Below are 15,315 nucleotides of genomic sequence, written 5' to 3' on the forward strand. Positions count from 1 at the left end.
ATCACGGCTCTTCGGCCCTGTGCCCCATCGCATGCGTGGCCATTTTCAGGTACAGGTTTGCCTGTTCCTCGCTGTGCGCATAGCCCATGCGCCCTTCGGCCAGGGCGACGGATTTCTGCTGCAGCGCTTCCGGGTAATCCAGGTCGCAGGCGGCATCCAGCCAGTGACGTGCCTGTTCCTGATCAGTCTCCTGCAGCATGTTTGCCACGATGAACATGGCTGGCGCCACGCCGCGTTGCGCGGCCAGTTCCAGCCAGCGCAACGCGGCGGCGCTGTCCTGCGGCCCACCCATGCCGTTCTTGTGCATCAAGCCCAGGTAGTACGCGGCAGGACCGCCGCCCTGCCCCGCCGCGTGCTCGAACAGAGCGCGCGCCTGCGGCTGGCTCGCCTCGCCCGCGCGCATCAAGACCTTGGCCTGGGCCGTGAGGTCCGACCCTGCCGATGCCAGCGGCGATACGGCCAGGGCGACGACAAACACCCATGCCTTCATTTCGACAGGTCGAGCTGATACAGCGCAAAGCCCTTGCCGGCACCGTCATCAAGCTTCAACTGCGTGACGTTATCGATGCCGGCCGCTTTCGCCAGCTCGATCACGTTCGGCGCGGAATGGAAGACCACGGGGCCTTTGGTGGCAACCCTGGCGAAGCGCCAGCTGCGCGCCGAGCCGTTTTTCGCGCGCGTCAGGTTTTTCTCTTGCGTGACGTAGGCGATCAGCAGTTCGCGGTTGTTGTCGGGCGAGGCCACCACCGTCTTGCTGCCGTCCAGGCCAGGGAAATTGCCGCCGCCGCTGGCGCGGTAGTTATTTGTCGCGATGAGAAATTCCTGGCCCGCGTCCACCGGCTTGCCCTTGAACGTCAGGCCCTGGATGCGGCGGCCCGGCGGCTGCGTGACGTCGATCTGGTAGCGCACGTCGGCGCTGGTGAGCGTATCGAAGTTGTAGCTCGGATGGGCCGTGTTGACCAGTTCCTGCGGCTCCGCCTTGTGCGGATCGATGGTATTGAAGCGCCGCGCCGACTGTTCCAGCCACGCCTTCAATTCGACGCCGTTCATCTTCACGCCGTACAGCGCGTTCGGATACAGATACAAATCGGCCGCGTTGTTCAGCGCCACATTGCCCGCCTTGACGTCCGTGTAGTCGGACACGCCCGCCGAGCCGCTCTTGAACGGCGACGACATCGACAGTACGGGCAGACTGGCATATTGCGGCAGGTTCGCCTTCACGTAGGCGGCCAGGTAGCCCGCTTGCGCCTGGTTCACCACTTCGATGGCGCTGACGTCGCCCACGTCGGCAAAATACGTCGACATGCGGAAATCCGTGGCGCCGACCGGCGTCTGCACGTAGGCGATCGTCGCCGCGTGCTCCTCGGCCACCAGTGCGGCGATGGCTGCGTCGGGCTGGACGTAACTCTTGTCCGCATTCTGGATGCCGCGCGCTTCCACCGTCGTGGCGCTCTTGTCGACCACCCACTGCTTGCCGTCGTGGCGCAGGCGCAAACCGATCACGCCCAGGTGCTTGCCCCACAAATTGGCCATCACCGTGGGCACGCCATTGACCAGCCCTTTGACCTTGTCGACGCCGGGCAAATTAAACTGCGGCACCGTGCTGGCCGCGTTCGGGAACAGCTGGTGCGAATGGCCGATCAGCATGGCGTCCACGCCCGGCACTTGCGACAGGTAGTAATTACCGTTTTCCATGGTCGGCGAGTACGGGCTGTCATCGAGGCCGCCATGCGAAATGGCCACCACCAGCTCGGCGCCCCTGGCGCGCATCTCGGGGATGAATTTTTCCGCCGTCTCGCGCACGCCCTGCGTGTAGACGCGGCCTTCCAGCCAGCGCTTGTCCCAGGCCATGATGGTGGGCGGCGCAAAGCTGATGATGCCCACCTTCACGGTGGCGGTAATGGCCTTGCCATCGGGGCCGGTGGCCGTGATCTGCTTGTCGATGATGTGATATGGCGCAAACAGGGGCTGGCCCGTCTTGACGCTGTAGACATTGGCCAGCACTTGCGGGAATGCGGGACCGGCGCAGCGCGGTTTGCTGGCGTTGACGCTGTCGACGTCGAAGCGGTTGCCCGTCACCTGGCTCAAAAACGCCAGGCCGTAGTTGAATTCGTGGTTGCCGATGCCGCCGCCATCGACCTTCAGCAGATTCATGGCCTTGTAGATGGCCAGGGTCTGGTCGCAAGCCAGCGGTTTGACCAATGCCTGGTAGTCGGCCAGGGCCGTGCCCTGGATGGTGTCGCCGTTGTCGAGCAAGAGATTGTTCGGGAACTGCGCGCGCGCCTGGGCGATCAAGGCCGCCGTGCGTTCCAGGCCGATCGACGGTTCCGCCTGCAGCTTGTAGTAATCATAACTAAGCACATTCGCGTGCAAGTCCGTCGTCTCCAGCAGGGCCAGGGTGGCGCTGCTGCCGGCCGGCGCGGCCGATGGCGACCGGGCGGGTCCCGTGGCGGCGGGCGGCAAGGCGCCGCAGCCGGCCAGCAGCAGCGGTAACAGGGCGAGACGGGGAAGTTGAAGCATGATGTATTCCTGTGGAAAGACAATATCGCCAGCATCATACGCAGCACGGCAGCCCCTATCAAGGCAAAAATATTGTCGTAAATACAGCAAAATCGTCATTTTATTGCCCCGTGCGGCAGCAATTGCGCCGCGGCGGCAGCGGAAACGCGCCGCGCTCGCGTATAATTCAGGGTTTGATTTCACCATAGAAGACCAGAACATTATGGAAGCCGAACGCATCAATATCATCTCCGCCCTGCTCAACGACCTGACGGTCCGCGAAGCCGAACTTCGGAGGTATCTTTGACTTCACTGTCAAGTCGGAGAAACTAGAGCAAGTCAACGAAGAGCTGGAAGATCCGACCGTCTGGAACGATCCCAAGCGCGCCCAGGACCTCGGTAAAGAGAAGAAGGCGCTGGAAGCCATCGTCTTCACGCTCGCCAAGGCCGATGCCGACCTGCGCGACACCCGCGACCTGTTCGACATGGCCCGCGAAGAAGGCGACGACGAGACGCTCGAAGCGATCGAGCAGGACGTGCAGGAAATCCGCAAGGTCATCGAAAGCATGGAATTCCGCCGGATGTTCAACAATCCGATGGACCCGAACAACTGCTTCATCGACATCCAGGCCGGCGCCGGCGGTACGGAAGCCCAGGACTGGGCCTCGATGCTGCTGCGCCAGTACCTGCGCTATTGCGAACGCAAGGGCTTCAAGGTCGAAATCCTGGAGCAGTCGGACGGCGAGGTCGCCGGCATCAAGACGGCCACTCTGAAGGTCGAGGGCGATCACGCCTACGGCTTCCTGCGCACGGAAACGGGCGTGCACCGCCTGGTGCGCAAGTCGCCATTCGACTCGGCCAACGGCCGCCACACCTCGTTTACGTCGCTGTTCGTGTATCCGGAAGTCGACGATTCGATCGAGATCGACGTCAACCCGGCCGATATCCGCGTCGATACCTACCGCGCGTCGGGCGCCGGCGGTCAGCACATCAACAAGACCGACTCCGCCGTCCGCATGACCCACGCGCCGACCGGCATCGTGGTGCAGTGCCAGAACGACCGTTCGCAGCACCGCAACCGCGCCGAAGCGATGGAAATGCTGAAAGCGAAGCTGTACGAGCATGAACTGCGCAAGCGCATGAGCGAGCAGCAGAAGCTGGAAGACTCGAAGACGGACGTGGGCTGGGGTCACCAGATCCGCTCCTACGTGCTGGACCAGTCCCGCATCAAGGACTTGCGCACCGGTTTCGAGACGGGCAATACCAAGGGCGTGCTCGATGGCGACATCGACGACTTCATCTCCGCCTCGCTCAAGCAAGGCGTATAAGGATGAACGCATCCGCTCCGGCGCAGCGCGCCTTCCTGTTCGACATGGATGGCACGATCGTCGATAACATGGCCTTCCACACGACGTCGTGGCTGGCGTTCTTTGAACGCCACGGCCATGCGCTGGACGCGGATGCCTTCTTCCGCGACACGGCGGGACGGCAGGGACACGAAATCATTGCCAAGTACCTGGGCGCGGATGCCGACCATGTCACCCTGCTGGCGGAAAAGGAAGTCGTCTACCGCGAACTGTATGGCCCGCACCTGGCCACGGTGCCTGGCTTCGACCGGCTGATCGCCAGCGCGCGCCAGGCTGGCGTCGGGCTGGTGGTGGGCACGGCCGCGCCGGACGAGAACATCGCGTTCACGCTCGATGGCCTGGACCTGCGCCACCGCTTCGACGCCATCGTCGGCGCTGCCGACGTGGAACGGGGCAAGCCGCACCCGGACGTTTTCCTGAAAGGCGCGCTGCTGGCCGACGCGCTGCCGCAAGACTGCATCGTCTTCGAAGACGCGCCCCTGGGCGTGGAAGCGGCGCGCCGCGCCGGCATGCGCGTCGTGGTGCTCACCACCACCCTGCCGGCCGAGGCGTTTGCCGCCTTCGACAACGTCATTGCCATCGTACCGGATTTCTCCGCACTCGACGTCGACGCACTGTTTGCCAGCGTGGCGCCAGCGCTGGCGCCACATCATCAATAATCACCAACGAAGAACACCATGACTACGGATATCCAAGAACAAGCCGCCGCCCCCGATGAAAACAAGATCATCGCCGAGCGCCGCGTCAAGCTGGCAGCACTGCGCGAACAAGGCGTCGCCTTCCCGAACGATTTCCGCCCCGAGCACAAGGCGGCCGACCTGCACGCGCAATACGGCGGCAAGACGCGCGAAGAGCTGGAAGCCGAACCTGTCACCGTGGTGCTGGCCGGCCGCATGATGCTCAAGCGCGAAGCCGGCAAGAAAGCCGCTTTCGCCACCCTGCAAGACGCCTCCGGCCCGAAGGCCGACGGCCGCATCCAGATCTACGCCACCCTGGACCTGACCGGCGAAGCGGCCATGGCCGCCCTGCACCACTATGACCTGGGCGATATCCTGGGCGTGACGGGCACCCTGTTCAAGACCAAGACGGACGAACTGACCATCAAGGTCACGGAACTGCGCCTGATCACCAAGTCGCTGCGCCCGCTGCCGGACAAATTCCACGGCCTGGCCGACCAGGAAACGAAGTACCGCCAGCGCTACGTCGACCTGATCATGAACGAAGAGACGCGCCGCACCTTCAAGGCGCGTACCGCCGCCATCTCGTCGATCCGCCGCTTCATGGAAAAGAACGAGTTCATGGAAGTGGAAACGCCGATGCTGCACACGATCCCGGGCGGCGCCGCGGCAAAACCGTTCATCACGCACCACAATGCGCTGGACATGCAGATGTTCCTGCGCATCGCGCCCGAGTTGTACCTGAAACGCCTGGTCGTGGGCGGCTTCGACCGCGTGTTCGAGATCAACCGCAACTTCCGCAACGAAGGCGTGTCGATCCGTCACAACCCTGAATTCACGATGATGGAATTCTACGCGGCCTACACCGACTACAAATGGCTGATGGACTTCACGGAAGCCGTCATCCGCCAGGCCGCCATCGACGCGCACGGTACCGCCACCCTGACCTACGGCGGCCGCGAACTGGATCTGGCAAAACCGTTCCACCGCCTGACCATCGTCGAAGCGATCAACAAATATGCTCCAGGCTACACCGCCGAGCAGTTGAACGATGCCGAATTCATCAAGGAAGAGCTGAAAAAATTCGGCGTCAAGCCGTTCGCCACGGCCGGCCTGGGCGCGCTGCAACTGGCGCTGTTCGAAGAAACGGCTGAAGCGCAACTGTGGGAACCGACCTATATCATCGACTACCCGGTCGAAGTGTCGCCACTGGCGCGCGCTTCCGACACGGTGGCTGGCATCACGGAACGCTTCGAGCTGTTCATGGTGGGCCGCGAAATCGCCAACGGCTTCTCCGAGTTGAACGATGCGGAAGACCAGTCGGCCCGCTTCCTGGCGCAAGTGGCCGCCAAGGACGCCGGCGATGAAGAGGCGATGTTCTACGACGCCGACTACATCCGCGCGCTGGAATACGGCATGCCGCCAGCCGGCGGCTGCGGCATCGGCATCGACCGCCTGATGATGATCATCACGGATTCGCCGAACATCCGCGACGTGCTGCTGTTCCCTCACCTGCGCCGCGAAGAGTGATGAACACCTGAAAAATCTACTGCGCGTCGCGATTTGCGGCCTGCGATGCTCACTGTGCTATAGCACAGTTGCGCTTCTTAGCCGCAACTCCCATCCGCTCGCTACGATTTTTCAGGCGTTCGATGCTTCAAGGCAAAAAAAGCCGCCTGGTCTTGCGATCAGGCGGCTTTTTTACTTCTACGGCCAGCCGTCAGGCGTCCAGGGTCACGCGCTGGTGGCTGCGGCTGGCCTGCTGCGCCGCCAATGCGGTGGCCAGCGCGCGCATGCCGTCGTCGCCGGTGGCGGCAGGCTGCCCTTCGCCGCGCATGGCGTGCTGGAAGGCGCGCACCGAGCGCACGTACAGGTTTTCATGCCCGACGGGGATGTCGATGCTGCCGCCGTCGCGCGTCAGGGTAATGCTGCCGACGGGGCGCTGCGTCATCACGCCGGTGGCGAAGATGGTGCCCTTGGTGCCGATGATTTCCACGCCGGACAGCGAATGCGGCGCATTGAACGCATCGTGCACCTGCACCAGGGTGCCGTTGTCGAACTCGATGACGGCCATCAGGCCCTCTTCCAGCCCGGCCACCGTCATGCCGCCGCTGGTGGCGCAGGCAGTGACGTGGCGCGGCTCCGCATCCAGCAGGAAGCGCAGGGTGTCGACGTCGTGCACGAACATGTCGAGCGTGACGCCGCCCGATTCCGGCGCGTCCAGGCGCCAGCCGCGCAGGTGCTGCGGCAGGTTATTCGCGTGCAGCACACGGCAATACAGGGGCTGGCCGATCTCGCCGGCGCGTATCAGCTCGCGCACCTTGCCGTGGCTGGCGGCATTGCGCAGGTGGTGGTTAATTCCCAGCACCACGCCCGCTTCGGCGCAACCGTCGACCATGCGGCGGGCGTCGTCCAGGTTCAGCGCCAGCGGTTTTTCGCACAGCACGTGCTTGCCGGCGCGCGCCGCCTGCAAGGTCTGCGCCATGTGCCATTCGTTGGTGGTGCTGATGTACACGGCGTCCGCGCCCGGATGCGCCAGCGCCGCTTCAAGGTCCGTATAGCTGGCGGCGATGCCGAACTGCGCGGCAAAAGCGGCGCCGCGCGCGGCGTCCTTGCTGACCACGGCCAGCACTTCCGCGTCGCCCTGCTGGCGGATCGCGTCGACCATCCATTCGCGCGCCACGGTGCTGGCGCCGACCAGTATCCATCCGATTTTCTTCATTCGATTCTCCCGTTAAAAAGTGTGGCGCAGGCCGAGGTTCCAGGCCTGGTTGCCGGTGCCGTTGTCGGTGGCGTTGCCCACCACGTAGGCGGCGCCGTTGCGGTTGTCGATATGCGCGTAAGCCGCGTACAAGGTGCTGCGCTTCGACAGCGCGTAGGTGTAGCCGATGCCGACCTGGGAAGCGTCGCCGTTGGCGGCGCGCCGGTCGTCGCGCCGCACGTACGAGAACAGGACGCGGTGCGGGCCAAAAGGCACGGTGGCGCCCAGCATCAGGTCCGCGCTGTCGACCGTGGTGGCCGCACCCGCCGTGCTCTTGCTGACGGCGACGGCGCCATGCGCCTTGACCACGCCGAAGTCCCAGGTGGCGCCCAGCACCGTGTTGCGCGCCCTGCCCGCCACCAGCGCGCTTGACAGGGTGTTGGCGTCCTGGTGCGCCAGGCGCACATACAGCGGCCCGCTGGCATAAGTGGCCGCCGCGCCCGTGTAGCGCCTGGCCGAAGCATCACCGGGCACTTCGCCGAAACCGTACGCCAGTTCGCCGGAAAGGCCGCCGCGCACGGGCGAGCTGTAGGTGATGCTGTTGTCGACGCGGCTGATGTAGCCGGCCGTGAAGACGTTGCTCATCCTGCCCGCAAAACCCAGGTAGAACGGGTCCAGCGCCCCCAGGCTGCTGTCGATGAACGTGTACTGGCGGCCCAGGCGCAGCGTGCCCGCCGCGCCGCCCAGGCCGACGAAGGCCTGCCGCCCGAACAGCAGGCCGCCCTGGGCCGAAGCGCCCGTGTCGGCCAGGATGCCCGCATCCATCGTAAACAGCGCCGTCATGCCGCCGCCCAGGTCTTCGCTGCCCTTGAAACCGAGCCGCGAGCCGTTGGCGATGCCGCTCGTCACCTTGAGCACCCTGCCGCCGGCGCCGCCGCTCTCGGACACCACGCCCATGTCCATGATGCCGTACACGGCCACGTTCGACTGCGCGCAGCACAAGCCGCTGCCGGCGCCGATGATCATTGCCCCTACTACCTTCTTCTTCATGTCTTGCCCTGTCTATCTTCTTGTGAAAACTGTCCCTGGCTCACCAGGTGGCGCGGACGCTCGCCGCGCAGGCCTGCCAGCAGGTTGTCCACGGCCTGCTGCGCCATGGCGTAGCGCGTTTCGTGCGTGGCCGAACCGATGTGCGGCAGCGCCACCACGTTCGCCATGCGCGGCAGCGGATTGTCCGGCGCCAGCGGTTCGCGCTCGAACACGTCGAGACCGGCGCCGTGGATGGTGCCCTGCTGCAGCGCCTCGATCAGCGCCGCCTCGTCGACGATGCGCCCGCGCGAACCATTGATGAAGATGGCGCCGGGGCGCATCAGCGCGAACTCGCGCCGGCCCATCATGCGTTCCGTCTGCGCCGTCAGCGGCAGCACCACGCAGACGAAATCGGACCCTGCCAGCAAGTCGTCGAGCGCCACCTGGCGCGCGCCCAGCGCCGCCTCCACCTCGGGCACGGCTTCGCCGTTCACGTACAGCACCTGCATGCCGAAGCCCAGCGCGGCGCGGCGGGCGACGGCGCGGCCGATGCGGCCCATGCCCAGCATGCCGATGGTCTTGCCGTGCACGTTGATGCCGTACTGGCTTTCGCCCACGCTACGCGTCCAGCGTCCCGCCTTGACGAATTCGGCCAGTTCGACGACGCGCCGCGCGCTGGCGAGGATCAGCGCGAAGATCGTGTCGGCCGTCGTTTCCGTCAGCACGTCCGGCGTATTGGCCAGCAGGATGCCCCGTTCCCGCAAATAATCGACGTCGAACTGGTCGACACCCACCGAAATGGTGGAAATGATGCGCAGTCCGGCGGCCGGGTCCAGCAATTCGCGATCCAGGCGCACGCTGGCGCCCAGCAAGCCGTGCGCGCCGCGGATGGCGGCGGCGAAGGCGGCGCGGTTGCCCGCATCGATCGCTTCGAAATACGTCACCTCGCATTCGGCGCGCAGGCGCGCCAGCAGCGGTTCGGCCAGCTTTTTATACACAACCACATGTTTTTTCACGATTATTTCCCCTGTTCGGTTCAAGATGGGACCGGCGCGTCGAGCTGGGCGCGGGTCGGCAAGCCTTCCATGTCGCCGGCCACCTGGATGGCGAAGGCGCCGACCCGGTTGCCGCGCCCCACCGCCTGCGCCAGCGGCAAGCCTTCCAGCAAGGCGCTGACCAGGCCGGCCGCGAAGCCGTCGCCGGCGCCCACCGTGTCGACCACGTTGGCCACGCGCTCGCCCGGCACCATGCCGCTGTCGCCCTCGGCCGTGCGGTAATAGGCGCCGTCGGCGCCCAGCTTGACGACCACCAGCCGCGCGCCGCGCCGCAGGTAAAAGCCGGCGACGTCGTGCGGCAGGTCGTGGCCGGTGAGGATTTTTCCCTCCCCCAGGCCCGGCAGCACCCAGTCAGCCTTGGCGGCGAGGCGGTTGATCTGTTCGACCATGACGGCTTGCGACGGCCACAGCGAGGGCCGCAGGTTCGGGTCGAACGACACGCTCCGGCCGTTGGCGCGCATGAAGTCGAGCGCCTGGCCGGCGAACGCCAGGCTGGTCTCGGACAGCGCCGCGGCCACGCCCGTGGCGTGCAGGTGGCGCGCGGACAGGAAATAGGCGGGATCGAAGTGCTCGGGCGCCAGCCGGCTGGCGGCGGACCCCTTGCGGAAGTATTCGACCAGCGGATCGGCGCCATTCTCGGCCTTTTCCTTGAGCAGGAAGGCGCTGGACTGGCCGGCGACGGTGACGACCCGGCTGCAATCGACGCCCTCGGCCTGCACGCTGGCGCGGATGAAGCGGCCGAAGGAATCGTCACCCACCCGGCTCAGCCAGCCGACCTTCAAGCCCAGGCGCGCCAGGCCGATGGCGACATTCGTCTCGGCGCCGGCCAGGCGGCGCGTGAAGTGCGCCACGGCCGCCAGGTCGCCCGTTTGCTCGGCAACGAACATCGCCATCGCCTCGCCATACGTGACGACATCGAGCGCACGCGCCCCTCGATTCGCTTCCTGCACCATCATGCGGCCTCCAGCATCTGAATGTAGCGGCCCGTTTCGGCCACCAGGTCGGCGCCCTCGAGCGGGAATTCGATGGCCCGCTGCACGCCCGGCGCGAAATGCGCGAAGACGGCGCGCCAGGCCGGATCGGCGTCGGAAACGGCGCAGGCGGACAGCCTTCCGCCGTCGTCAAGGACAGCCTTGCAATGCACATAGCGCACGTACGGCGCCAGCAGGCGCGCCGCCTGCTGCGCATCCTCGCCCACCCAGCGCCAGTTGCCGATGTCGAAGGTCAGCCCCACCGGCAGCCCCGCTTCGTCCGCCGCCGCCAGGAAGCGCGCCATCGGCGCCAGCTTGCCGCCATGGGCCGTCTGGTCGTTTTCCACCAGCAGCGCCACGGGCGCCGCCGCCAGTTGGGCGTGCAAGGCCGCCAGCTCCGGCGCGGCCGGGTAATGGCCGAGCGACACCTTCAGGTAGCGCGCGCCCAGCCGCGCCGCCTCGTCCAGCATCTGCTGCAGCAGCGCGTGCTGCGGCAAGCCGTCCGCACCCCACAATTCGATGGGCGTGGAATACACGCAGTACAGGCCGCGCGCGGCCACCGCCGCGCCCATGCGCGCCAGGTCCGGCAAGTCGGAAGTAAACAATTCGCGGCGGATCTCGATGCCGGCGCCGCCCGCATCGGCCACCACGTCGATGAACTGGCTTTGCCCCAGCTGCCTTACCCTGCTTGCGCCGTAGGCCGACGCGGCCACCAGGACGGGGCTCACTTGATCGCTCCCGCGCCGACGAACTGGCGCGCTTCGGGCGTTTGCGGGTTGCTGAAAAAGGCTTCCGACGGCCCGCTCTCCCACACCAATCCCTGGTGCATGAAGACGGTCACGTCGGCCATGCGCCGCGCGAACTCCATCTCGTGCGTCACCAGCAGCATCGTCATGCCCGCCTGCGCCAGCTCTTCCATCACCTTCAGCACTTCCTGTGTCAGTTCCGGATCGAGCGCCGACGTCACTTCGTCGAACAGCATCACCTGCGGCTCCATCGCCAGCGAACGGGCGATCGCCACGCGCTGCTGCTGGCCGCCCGACAGCTGCTCGGGATAGGCTTCGCGCTTGTGGTCCAGGCCCACCTGCTTGAGCACGCGCAGCGCCGTGGCGCGGCCCTGGGCGTCGGACACCTTCTTGACGATGCGCGGCGCCAGCATGACGTTTTCTTCCACGGTCAGGTGGGGGAACAGGTTGTAGCTCTGGAAGACCATGCCGACATCCTTGCGCAAGTCGAGCAGATGTTCCTGGCGCGCCGTCAGCGTGTGGCCGGCCACGACGATGCTGCCGCTGTCGATGGTTTCCAGGCCATTGATACAGCGCAACATGGTGCTCTTGCCGGAGCCGCTGCGGCCGATCACGGCGATCACCTGGCCCCGCTCGACGGCGAACGACACGCCCTTGAGCACGTGGTTGGCGCCGAAGCTCTTGCTGATATGGTCGATTTCAACGATGGGCATGGAATTTCCTTTCCAGTGAATGGCTGTAGCGCGACAGCGGATAGCACAGCGCGAAGTAGATCAGGGCGACGATGGGGAAGACGATGAAAGGCAGGAAGGTCGCATTGCTGACCAGTTGCCCTGCCCGCGTCAGTTCCACCACGCCGATGATCGAGGTGATCGAGGTGTTCTTGATGATCTGCACCATGAAGCCCACCGTGGGCGGCAGCGAATGGCGCAGCGCCTGCGGCAGGATGACGTAGCGCAGCTGCTGGTAGCGGTTCAGCGCCAGCGCGGCGGACGCTTCCCACTGCTGCCGCTGCACGCCTTCGATGCAGCCGCGCCAGATCTCGCCCAGGTAGGCGCTGGCAAAGATCGTCATCGCCGCGCCCGCCGCGATGACCGGCGACAGCTTGTAGCCGAACAGGGCCAGCCCGTAATAGGTCAAAAACAGCACGATCAGCACGGGCGTGCCCTGGACCAGCTGGATATACAGGGCGCTGATGCAGCGCAGGAATCGGCTGCGCGCCGTGCGCAGCAGCGCCACCGCGAAGCCGGCGATGCCGCCCGTGATGAAGACGATCAGCGACAGGCCGATGGTCCAGCGCGTGGCCTCGAGCAGGAATTGCAGGTTATCCCAGGAAAAGTCACTGATCATGTCATGCTCCCATGCGCACCGCGCCCAGACGGCGGCGGCGTTTGAAGACGATCTGGCCCAGCACCCAGAAGCCGAAGCGGAACAGCAGGGCCAGCAGGATGTACAGCACCATCACGACGATGTAGATCTCGAAGCTGCGGAAGGTTTCCGCGTCGAGCAGGTGGGCGGCGGCGGTCAGCTCTTCGGCGGAAATGGCCGACACGACGCTCGAGGCGAGCATCATCAGCGTGAACTGGCTGGCCAGCGCCGGATACACCTTTTCCAACGCCGGCAGCAGTACCACGTGGCGCATCACCTGCCAGCGCGTCATGCCCAGCGCCTGGGCCGCTTCCAGCTGCGACGGATGCACGGCGCCGATGCCGGCGCGCACGATTTCCGCCGCGTAGGCGCCCAGGTTGACCGTCATGGCGACCAGGGCGGCGCCGTTCGCGTCGAGCTGCAGGCCCAGCGACGGCAAGCCGAAGTAGATGATGAACAGCTGCACCAGGAACGGCGTGCTGCGGATCACCTCGACATACGCGCGCACGGCCGCGCGGGCATAGGCGGGACCGTTCTTCAGGATGACGGCGGCGCACACGCCCACCGCCAGCCCCAGCACCATGGACAGAGCGCTCAGGCGTATCGTCAGCGCCGCGCCCCACAGCAGGCGGTCCAGCGATTGCATGACGAGTTCGAAATGAAATTCATACGGCATACTCAACTCCTTGTCTACGTGCACATCCCCGGCCGCGCCACCATGGCGGCGCGCCGTGCGGACGAACACTCTCCCTGTGCGGGTCGCGGTATCAGAAGGTCGGCAGCGCCGGCAGCGGCGCGCCGCTCCACTTGCGCGCGATGGCATCGAGTTCGCCATTCAGCTTGACGTAGTAGATGAAGTTGTTGAGCCACTGGTGCAGCTCGAAGTCGCCGCGGCGCACGGCCATCGAGTTGGGCTGCAGCGAGTAGGCGAAGCGGACCTCGATCTTGCCCGCGCCGCGCGTCTTGATGATGTCGAGCGCCATCGTGCTGGGGATCGAAACGGCGTCGACCTGCTTGCTGAGCAAGGCCTGGGTGACGGTGGCGTCATCTTCGAAACGCACGATGCTGGTGCCGGCCGGAGCCATGCGGCTCAGCGCCGTGTCATTCGTGGTGCCGCGCGTCACGCCCACCTTCTTGCCCTTCAAGTCGGCCAGGGCCTTGAGCTTGCCGCCGACCGGCGCGACGATGGCCAGTTCGAACGCGCTGTAGGGCATGGTGAACATCAGGGTCTTGGCCCGTTCCGGCGTGGGTGCCAAAGTTGCCACGAGGAAGTCGACCTTGCCCGATTCCAGCGACGGCACGCGCGACGGCGCCGTCAAGGGCACCACTTCCACGGGCAGGTTCAGGTATTTGCCGATCAGGTTGGCGACGTCGACGTCATAGCCGACGGGCGCGCCCTTGGCGTCGATGCTGCCAAACGGCGGCGTGCCGCTGACCACGCCGATGGTCAGCTTGCCTTTCTTGATCAAGTCGCCAAGCGTCTGGGCGCCGGCGTCGGCCGCCGCGCCCAGGGCGCACGTGGCTGCCAGTGCGCAAGCCAGTATTTTCGAATAGAACAGTGTGGTCATCTTCATGTTTCCGTCTCCTGTGATCCCGGTACCGGCCTCGTCGAGGCGCTTCCGGGAATATTGTCAAATGGACGATTCAGATCGTCTCTTGCCGTGTCGTACCAACCTCCTGCCATTGCCCTGCCTGACTATCCACGCCCCTTTCCAGTGTGAATACAATTCATGAAACCGGTTCCATTACCTTCCCAAAAAAAAGGGCGTACGCCCTCTTTCCGTCAATCGCCGTCCTTGCGCACCTCCCCGCTCCGGGTGGAATTGCGCACAATCAACTTGCCTGGCAACAGCACCTCGCGCGGCGGGCACTGATCGCCCTGCAGGCGCGACAGCATGCACGTCATCGCCGAAAAGCCGATCTCGTACGTCTGCTGCTCGATCGTGCTCAGGCCCGCCAGCGGCGACCACGGCAATTCGTCAAAGCCCAGCAAGCCCACGTCCTGCGGCATGCGCAAGGCCAGGCGCTGCAGCATCAGCGCCAGTTCCAGCGCCACCATGCCGTTCGACGCCAGCAGCGCCACGCGGCGGCCGCGCCACTGCGCCAGGCATAGACGCACCTGCGCGTCGATGGAGGGCCGGTCGTCCAGGTCCACCGCCAGCACTTCGCCCACGCATTCCGGATGCTCGGCCATCACGGCCTGGAAACCCTCGGCGCGCATCAGGCGCGAACTGACGCCCGTCAAGGGCGGCGCGACGAAGGCGATGGCGTCGAAACCCTGTTCGATCAGATGCGCGGTGGCCAGCCGGCCCGCCTGCACATTGTCCAGGCCCACCAGGTCGAAATCGACGCCCTCGATGCGGCGGTCGACCAGCACGATGGGCATGCCCGCCTGCTGCAAGTCGGACGACTCGATGTTGCGCCCCTGCGTGTTGACGATCAGCCCTTCCACGCTGTACGAGCGCAGCGCGGCAAGCGACTGGCGTTCCCGCTGTTCGTCATTGCCGGTATTACACAAGATCAAGGTATAGCCATGTTGCTGGCAAGCCGCTTCCACGCCTTGCAGCACAGCCACCGTGTAGGGGTTCAGCATGTCCGCCACGACCATGCCGATCAGGCGCGTGCGGCCGCGCTTGAGGCCGCGCGCCATCTGGTTCGGCTGGTAGCCGAGGCGCGCGATGGTGCTGGTGATCTGCTGGCGGATGTTTTCGGACAGGGCGTCCAGTTCGCCGCCGAGAAAGCGCGACACGCTCGTCTTCGACACGCCCGCCTCGCGCGCCACCTGGGCGATGGTCACCGGTCGTGCCGGCTCGCCGGAGACTGTCTTTTTATTGCCGCGTACTGAATCCAAGGTTGCTCTCCACTACCTGTTGATATGCATATTTTTATTTTGGAACCGGTT

At 65.4% G+C, this 15,315-nt stretch carries 16 protein-coding genes; 4 read left to right on the top strand and 12 right to left on the bottom strand.

Going from position 1 to position 15,315, the window contains the following annotated elements; all coding sequences use genetic code 11:
- Position 1: 1 nt before the first annotated feature.
- Together VPH40_RS05125 and VPH40_RS05130 are read right to left on the bottom strand one after the other, a co-directional pair.
- Positions 2-490, bottom strand: coding sequence for a tetratricopeptide repeat protein (locus tag VPH40_RS05125; protein WP_328572875.1), 489 nt, complete (start codon positions 488-490; stop codon positions 2-4).
- A complete protein-coding gene (locus VPH40_RS05130) occupies positions 487-2,520 on the bottom strand; it encodes a bifunctional 2',3'-cyclic-nucleotide 2'-phosphodiesterase/3'-nucleotidase (protein WP_328572876.1) in 2,034 nt (677 codons plus the stop codon). Before VPH40_RS05130 ends, VPH40_RS05125 begins: the two co-directional genes overlap by 4 nt.
- On the opposite strand from VPH40_RS05130, the gene VPH40_RS05135 reads away from it, so the two are divergent.
- From VPH40_RS05135 to lysS, 4 genes are all read left to right on the top strand, one after another.
- Positions 2,519-2,806, top strand: coding sequence for a hypothetical protein (locus VPH40_RS05135; RefSeq protein WP_171984906.1), 288 nt, complete (start codon positions 2,519-2,521; stop codon positions 2,804-2,806). The genes VPH40_RS05130 and VPH40_RS05135 overlap by 2 nt on opposite strands.
- A protein-coding gene (gene prfB, locus VPH40_RS05140; protein ID WP_139143151.1) for a peptide chain release factor 2 occupies positions 2,723-3,827 on the top strand; the annotation gives its coding sequence in 2 pieces (ribosomal slippage) (positions 2,723-2,803 and positions 2,805-3,827; 1,104 coding nt in all). Before VPH40_RS05135 ends, prfB begins: the two co-directional genes overlap by 84 nt.
- Positions 3,828-3,829: 2 nt before the next feature.
- Positions 3,830-4,525 (top strand): HAD family hydrolase, encoded by a 696-nt coding sequence (locus tag VPH40_RS05145; protein ID WP_099667575.1) that lies wholly within the window; start codon positions 3,830-3,832, stop codon positions 4,523-4,525.
- An 18-nt stretch (positions 4,526-4,543) separates the two neighbouring features.
- A complete protein-coding gene (gene lysS / locus VPH40_RS05150; RefSeq protein WP_099667574.1) occupies positions 4,544-6,073 on the top strand; it encodes a lysine--tRNA ligase in 1,530 nt (509 codons plus the stop codon).
- A 190-nt stretch (positions 6,074-6,263) separates the two neighbouring features.
- Here the strand turns inward: lysS and VPH40_RS05155 are convergent, their stop codons facing one another.
- From VPH40_RS05155 to VPH40_RS05200, 10 genes are all read right to left on the bottom strand, one after another.
- A complete protein-coding gene (locus tag VPH40_RS05155; RefSeq protein ID WP_328572877.1) occupies positions 6,264-7,265 on the bottom strand; it encodes a Gfo/Idh/MocA family protein in 1,002 nt (333 codons plus the stop codon).
- A gap of 12 nt (positions 7,266-7,277) precedes the next feature.
- On the bottom strand, positions 7,278-8,294 hold the full coding sequence (locus tag VPH40_RS05160) for a porin (protein WP_328572878.1): 1,017 nt from the start codon (positions 8,292-8,294) through the stop codon (positions 7,278-7,280).
- Positions 8,291-9,289, bottom strand: a complete 999-nt coding sequence (locus VPH40_RS05165; protein ID WP_328572879.1) for a 2-hydroxyacid dehydrogenase — start codon at positions 9,287-9,289, stop codon at positions 8,291-8,293. The genes VPH40_RS05160 and VPH40_RS05165 overlap by 4 nt, the downstream gene beginning before the upstream one ends.
- Positions 9,290-9,309: 20 nt before the next feature.
- The gene (locus VPH40_RS05170) at positions 9,310-10,284 is read right to left on the bottom strand and encodes a sugar kinase (RefSeq protein ID WP_328572880.1); all 975 of its coding nucleotides are present in this window, start codon (positions 10,282-10,284) and stop codon (positions 9,310-9,312) included.
- A complete protein-coding gene (locus VPH40_RS05175) occupies positions 10,281-11,027 on the bottom strand; it encodes a sugar phosphate isomerase/epimerase family protein (protein WP_328572881.1) in 747 nt (248 codons plus the stop codon). Before VPH40_RS05175 ends, VPH40_RS05170 begins: the two co-directional genes overlap by 4 nt.
- The gene (locus tag VPH40_RS05180) at positions 11,024-11,758 is read right to left on the bottom strand and encodes an amino acid ABC transporter ATP-binding protein (protein WP_328572882.1); all 735 of its coding nucleotides are present in this window, start codon (positions 11,756-11,758) and stop codon (positions 11,024-11,026) included. Before VPH40_RS05180 ends, VPH40_RS05175 begins: the two co-directional genes overlap by 4 nt.
- Positions 11,745-12,395 (bottom strand): amino acid ABC transporter permease, encoded by a 651-nt coding sequence (locus tag VPH40_RS05185; RefSeq protein WP_099667568.1) that lies wholly within the window; start codon positions 12,393-12,395, stop codon positions 11,745-11,747. The genes VPH40_RS05180 and VPH40_RS05185 overlap by 14 nt, the downstream gene beginning before the upstream one ends.
- 1 nt (position 12,396) lies before the next feature.
- On the bottom strand, positions 12,397-13,089 hold the full coding sequence (locus tag VPH40_RS05190; protein ID WP_099667567.1) for an amino acid ABC transporter permease: 693 nt from the start codon (positions 13,087-13,089) through the stop codon (positions 12,397-12,399).
- 91 nt (positions 13,090-13,180) lie between these two features.
- Positions 13,181-13,987 carry a transporter substrate-binding domain-containing protein gene (locus VPH40_RS05195; RefSeq protein WP_289897570.1) on the bottom strand — a complete coding sequence of 269 codons (807 nt, stop codon included), beginning with the start codon at positions 13,985-13,987 and terminating at the stop codon, positions 13,181-13,183.
- A 209-nt stretch (positions 13,988-14,196) separates the two neighbouring features.
- The gene (locus VPH40_RS05200) at positions 14,197-15,264 is read right to left on the bottom strand and encodes a LacI family DNA-binding transcriptional regulator (RefSeq protein ID WP_328572883.1); all 1,068 of its coding nucleotides are present in this window, start codon (positions 15,262-15,264) and stop codon (positions 14,197-14,199) included.
- Positions 15,265-15,315 lie beyond the last annotated feature (51 nt).

It is taken from the genome of Janthinobacterium sp. P210005 (assembly GCF_036231865.1).
Classification (GTDB): Bacteria; Pseudomonadota; Gammaproteobacteria; order Burkholderiales; family Burkholderiaceae_D; genus Janthinobacterium; species Janthinobacterium kumbetense.

What these genes read in the sequence shown, in the direction of transcription:
- lysS (WP_099667574.1), top strand. Translation starts at nt 4,544, where the DNA reads ATGACTACGGATATCCAAGAACAAGCCGCCGCCCCCGATGAAAACAAG.
- VPH40_RS05155 (WP_328572877.1), bottom strand. Translation starts at nt 7,265, where the DNA reads ATGAAGAAAATCGGATGGATACTGGTCGGCGCCAGCACCGTGGCGCGC.
- VPH40_RS05170 (WP_328572880.1), bottom strand. Translation starts at nt 10,284, where the DNA reads ATGATGGTGCAGGAAGCGAATCGAGGGGCGCGTGCGCTCGATGTCGTC.
- VPH40_RS05145 (WP_099667575.1), top strand. Translation starts at nt 3,830, where the DNA reads ATGAACGCATCCGCTCCGGCGCAGCGCGCCTTCCTGTTCGACATGGAT.
- VPH40_RS05160 (WP_328572878.1), bottom strand. Translation starts at nt 8,294, where the DNA reads ATGAAGAAGAAGGTAGTAGGGGCAATGATCATCGGCGCCGGCAGCGGC.
- VPH40_RS05180 (WP_328572882.1), bottom strand. Translation starts at nt 11,758, where the DNA reads ATGCCCATCGTTGAAATCGACCATATCAGCAAGAGCTTCGGCGCCAAC.
- VPH40_RS05125 (WP_328572875.1), bottom strand. Translation starts at nt 490, where the DNA reads ATGAAGGCATGGGTGTTTGTCGTCGCCCTGGCCGTATCGCCGCTGGCA.
- VPH40_RS05135 (WP_171984906.1), top strand. Translation starts at nt 2,519, where the DNA reads ATGATGTATTCCTGTGGAAAGACAATATCGCCAGCATCATACGCAGCA.
- VPH40_RS05190 (WP_099667567.1), bottom strand. Translation starts at nt 13,089, where the DNA reads ATGCCGTATGAATTTCATTTCGAACTCGTCATGCAATCGCTGGACCGC.
- VPH40_RS05195 (WP_289897570.1), bottom strand. Translation starts at nt 13,987, where the DNA reads ATGAAGATGACCACACTGTTCTATTCGAAAATACTGGCTTGCGCACTG.
- VPH40_RS05130 (WP_328572876.1), bottom strand. Translation starts at nt 2,520, where the DNA reads ATGCTTCAACTTCCCCGTCTCGCCCTGTTACCGCTGCTGCTGGCCGGC.
- VPH40_RS05185 (WP_099667568.1), bottom strand. Translation starts at nt 12,395, where the DNA reads ATGATCAGTGACTTTTCCTGGGATAACCTGCAATTCCTGCTCGAGGCC.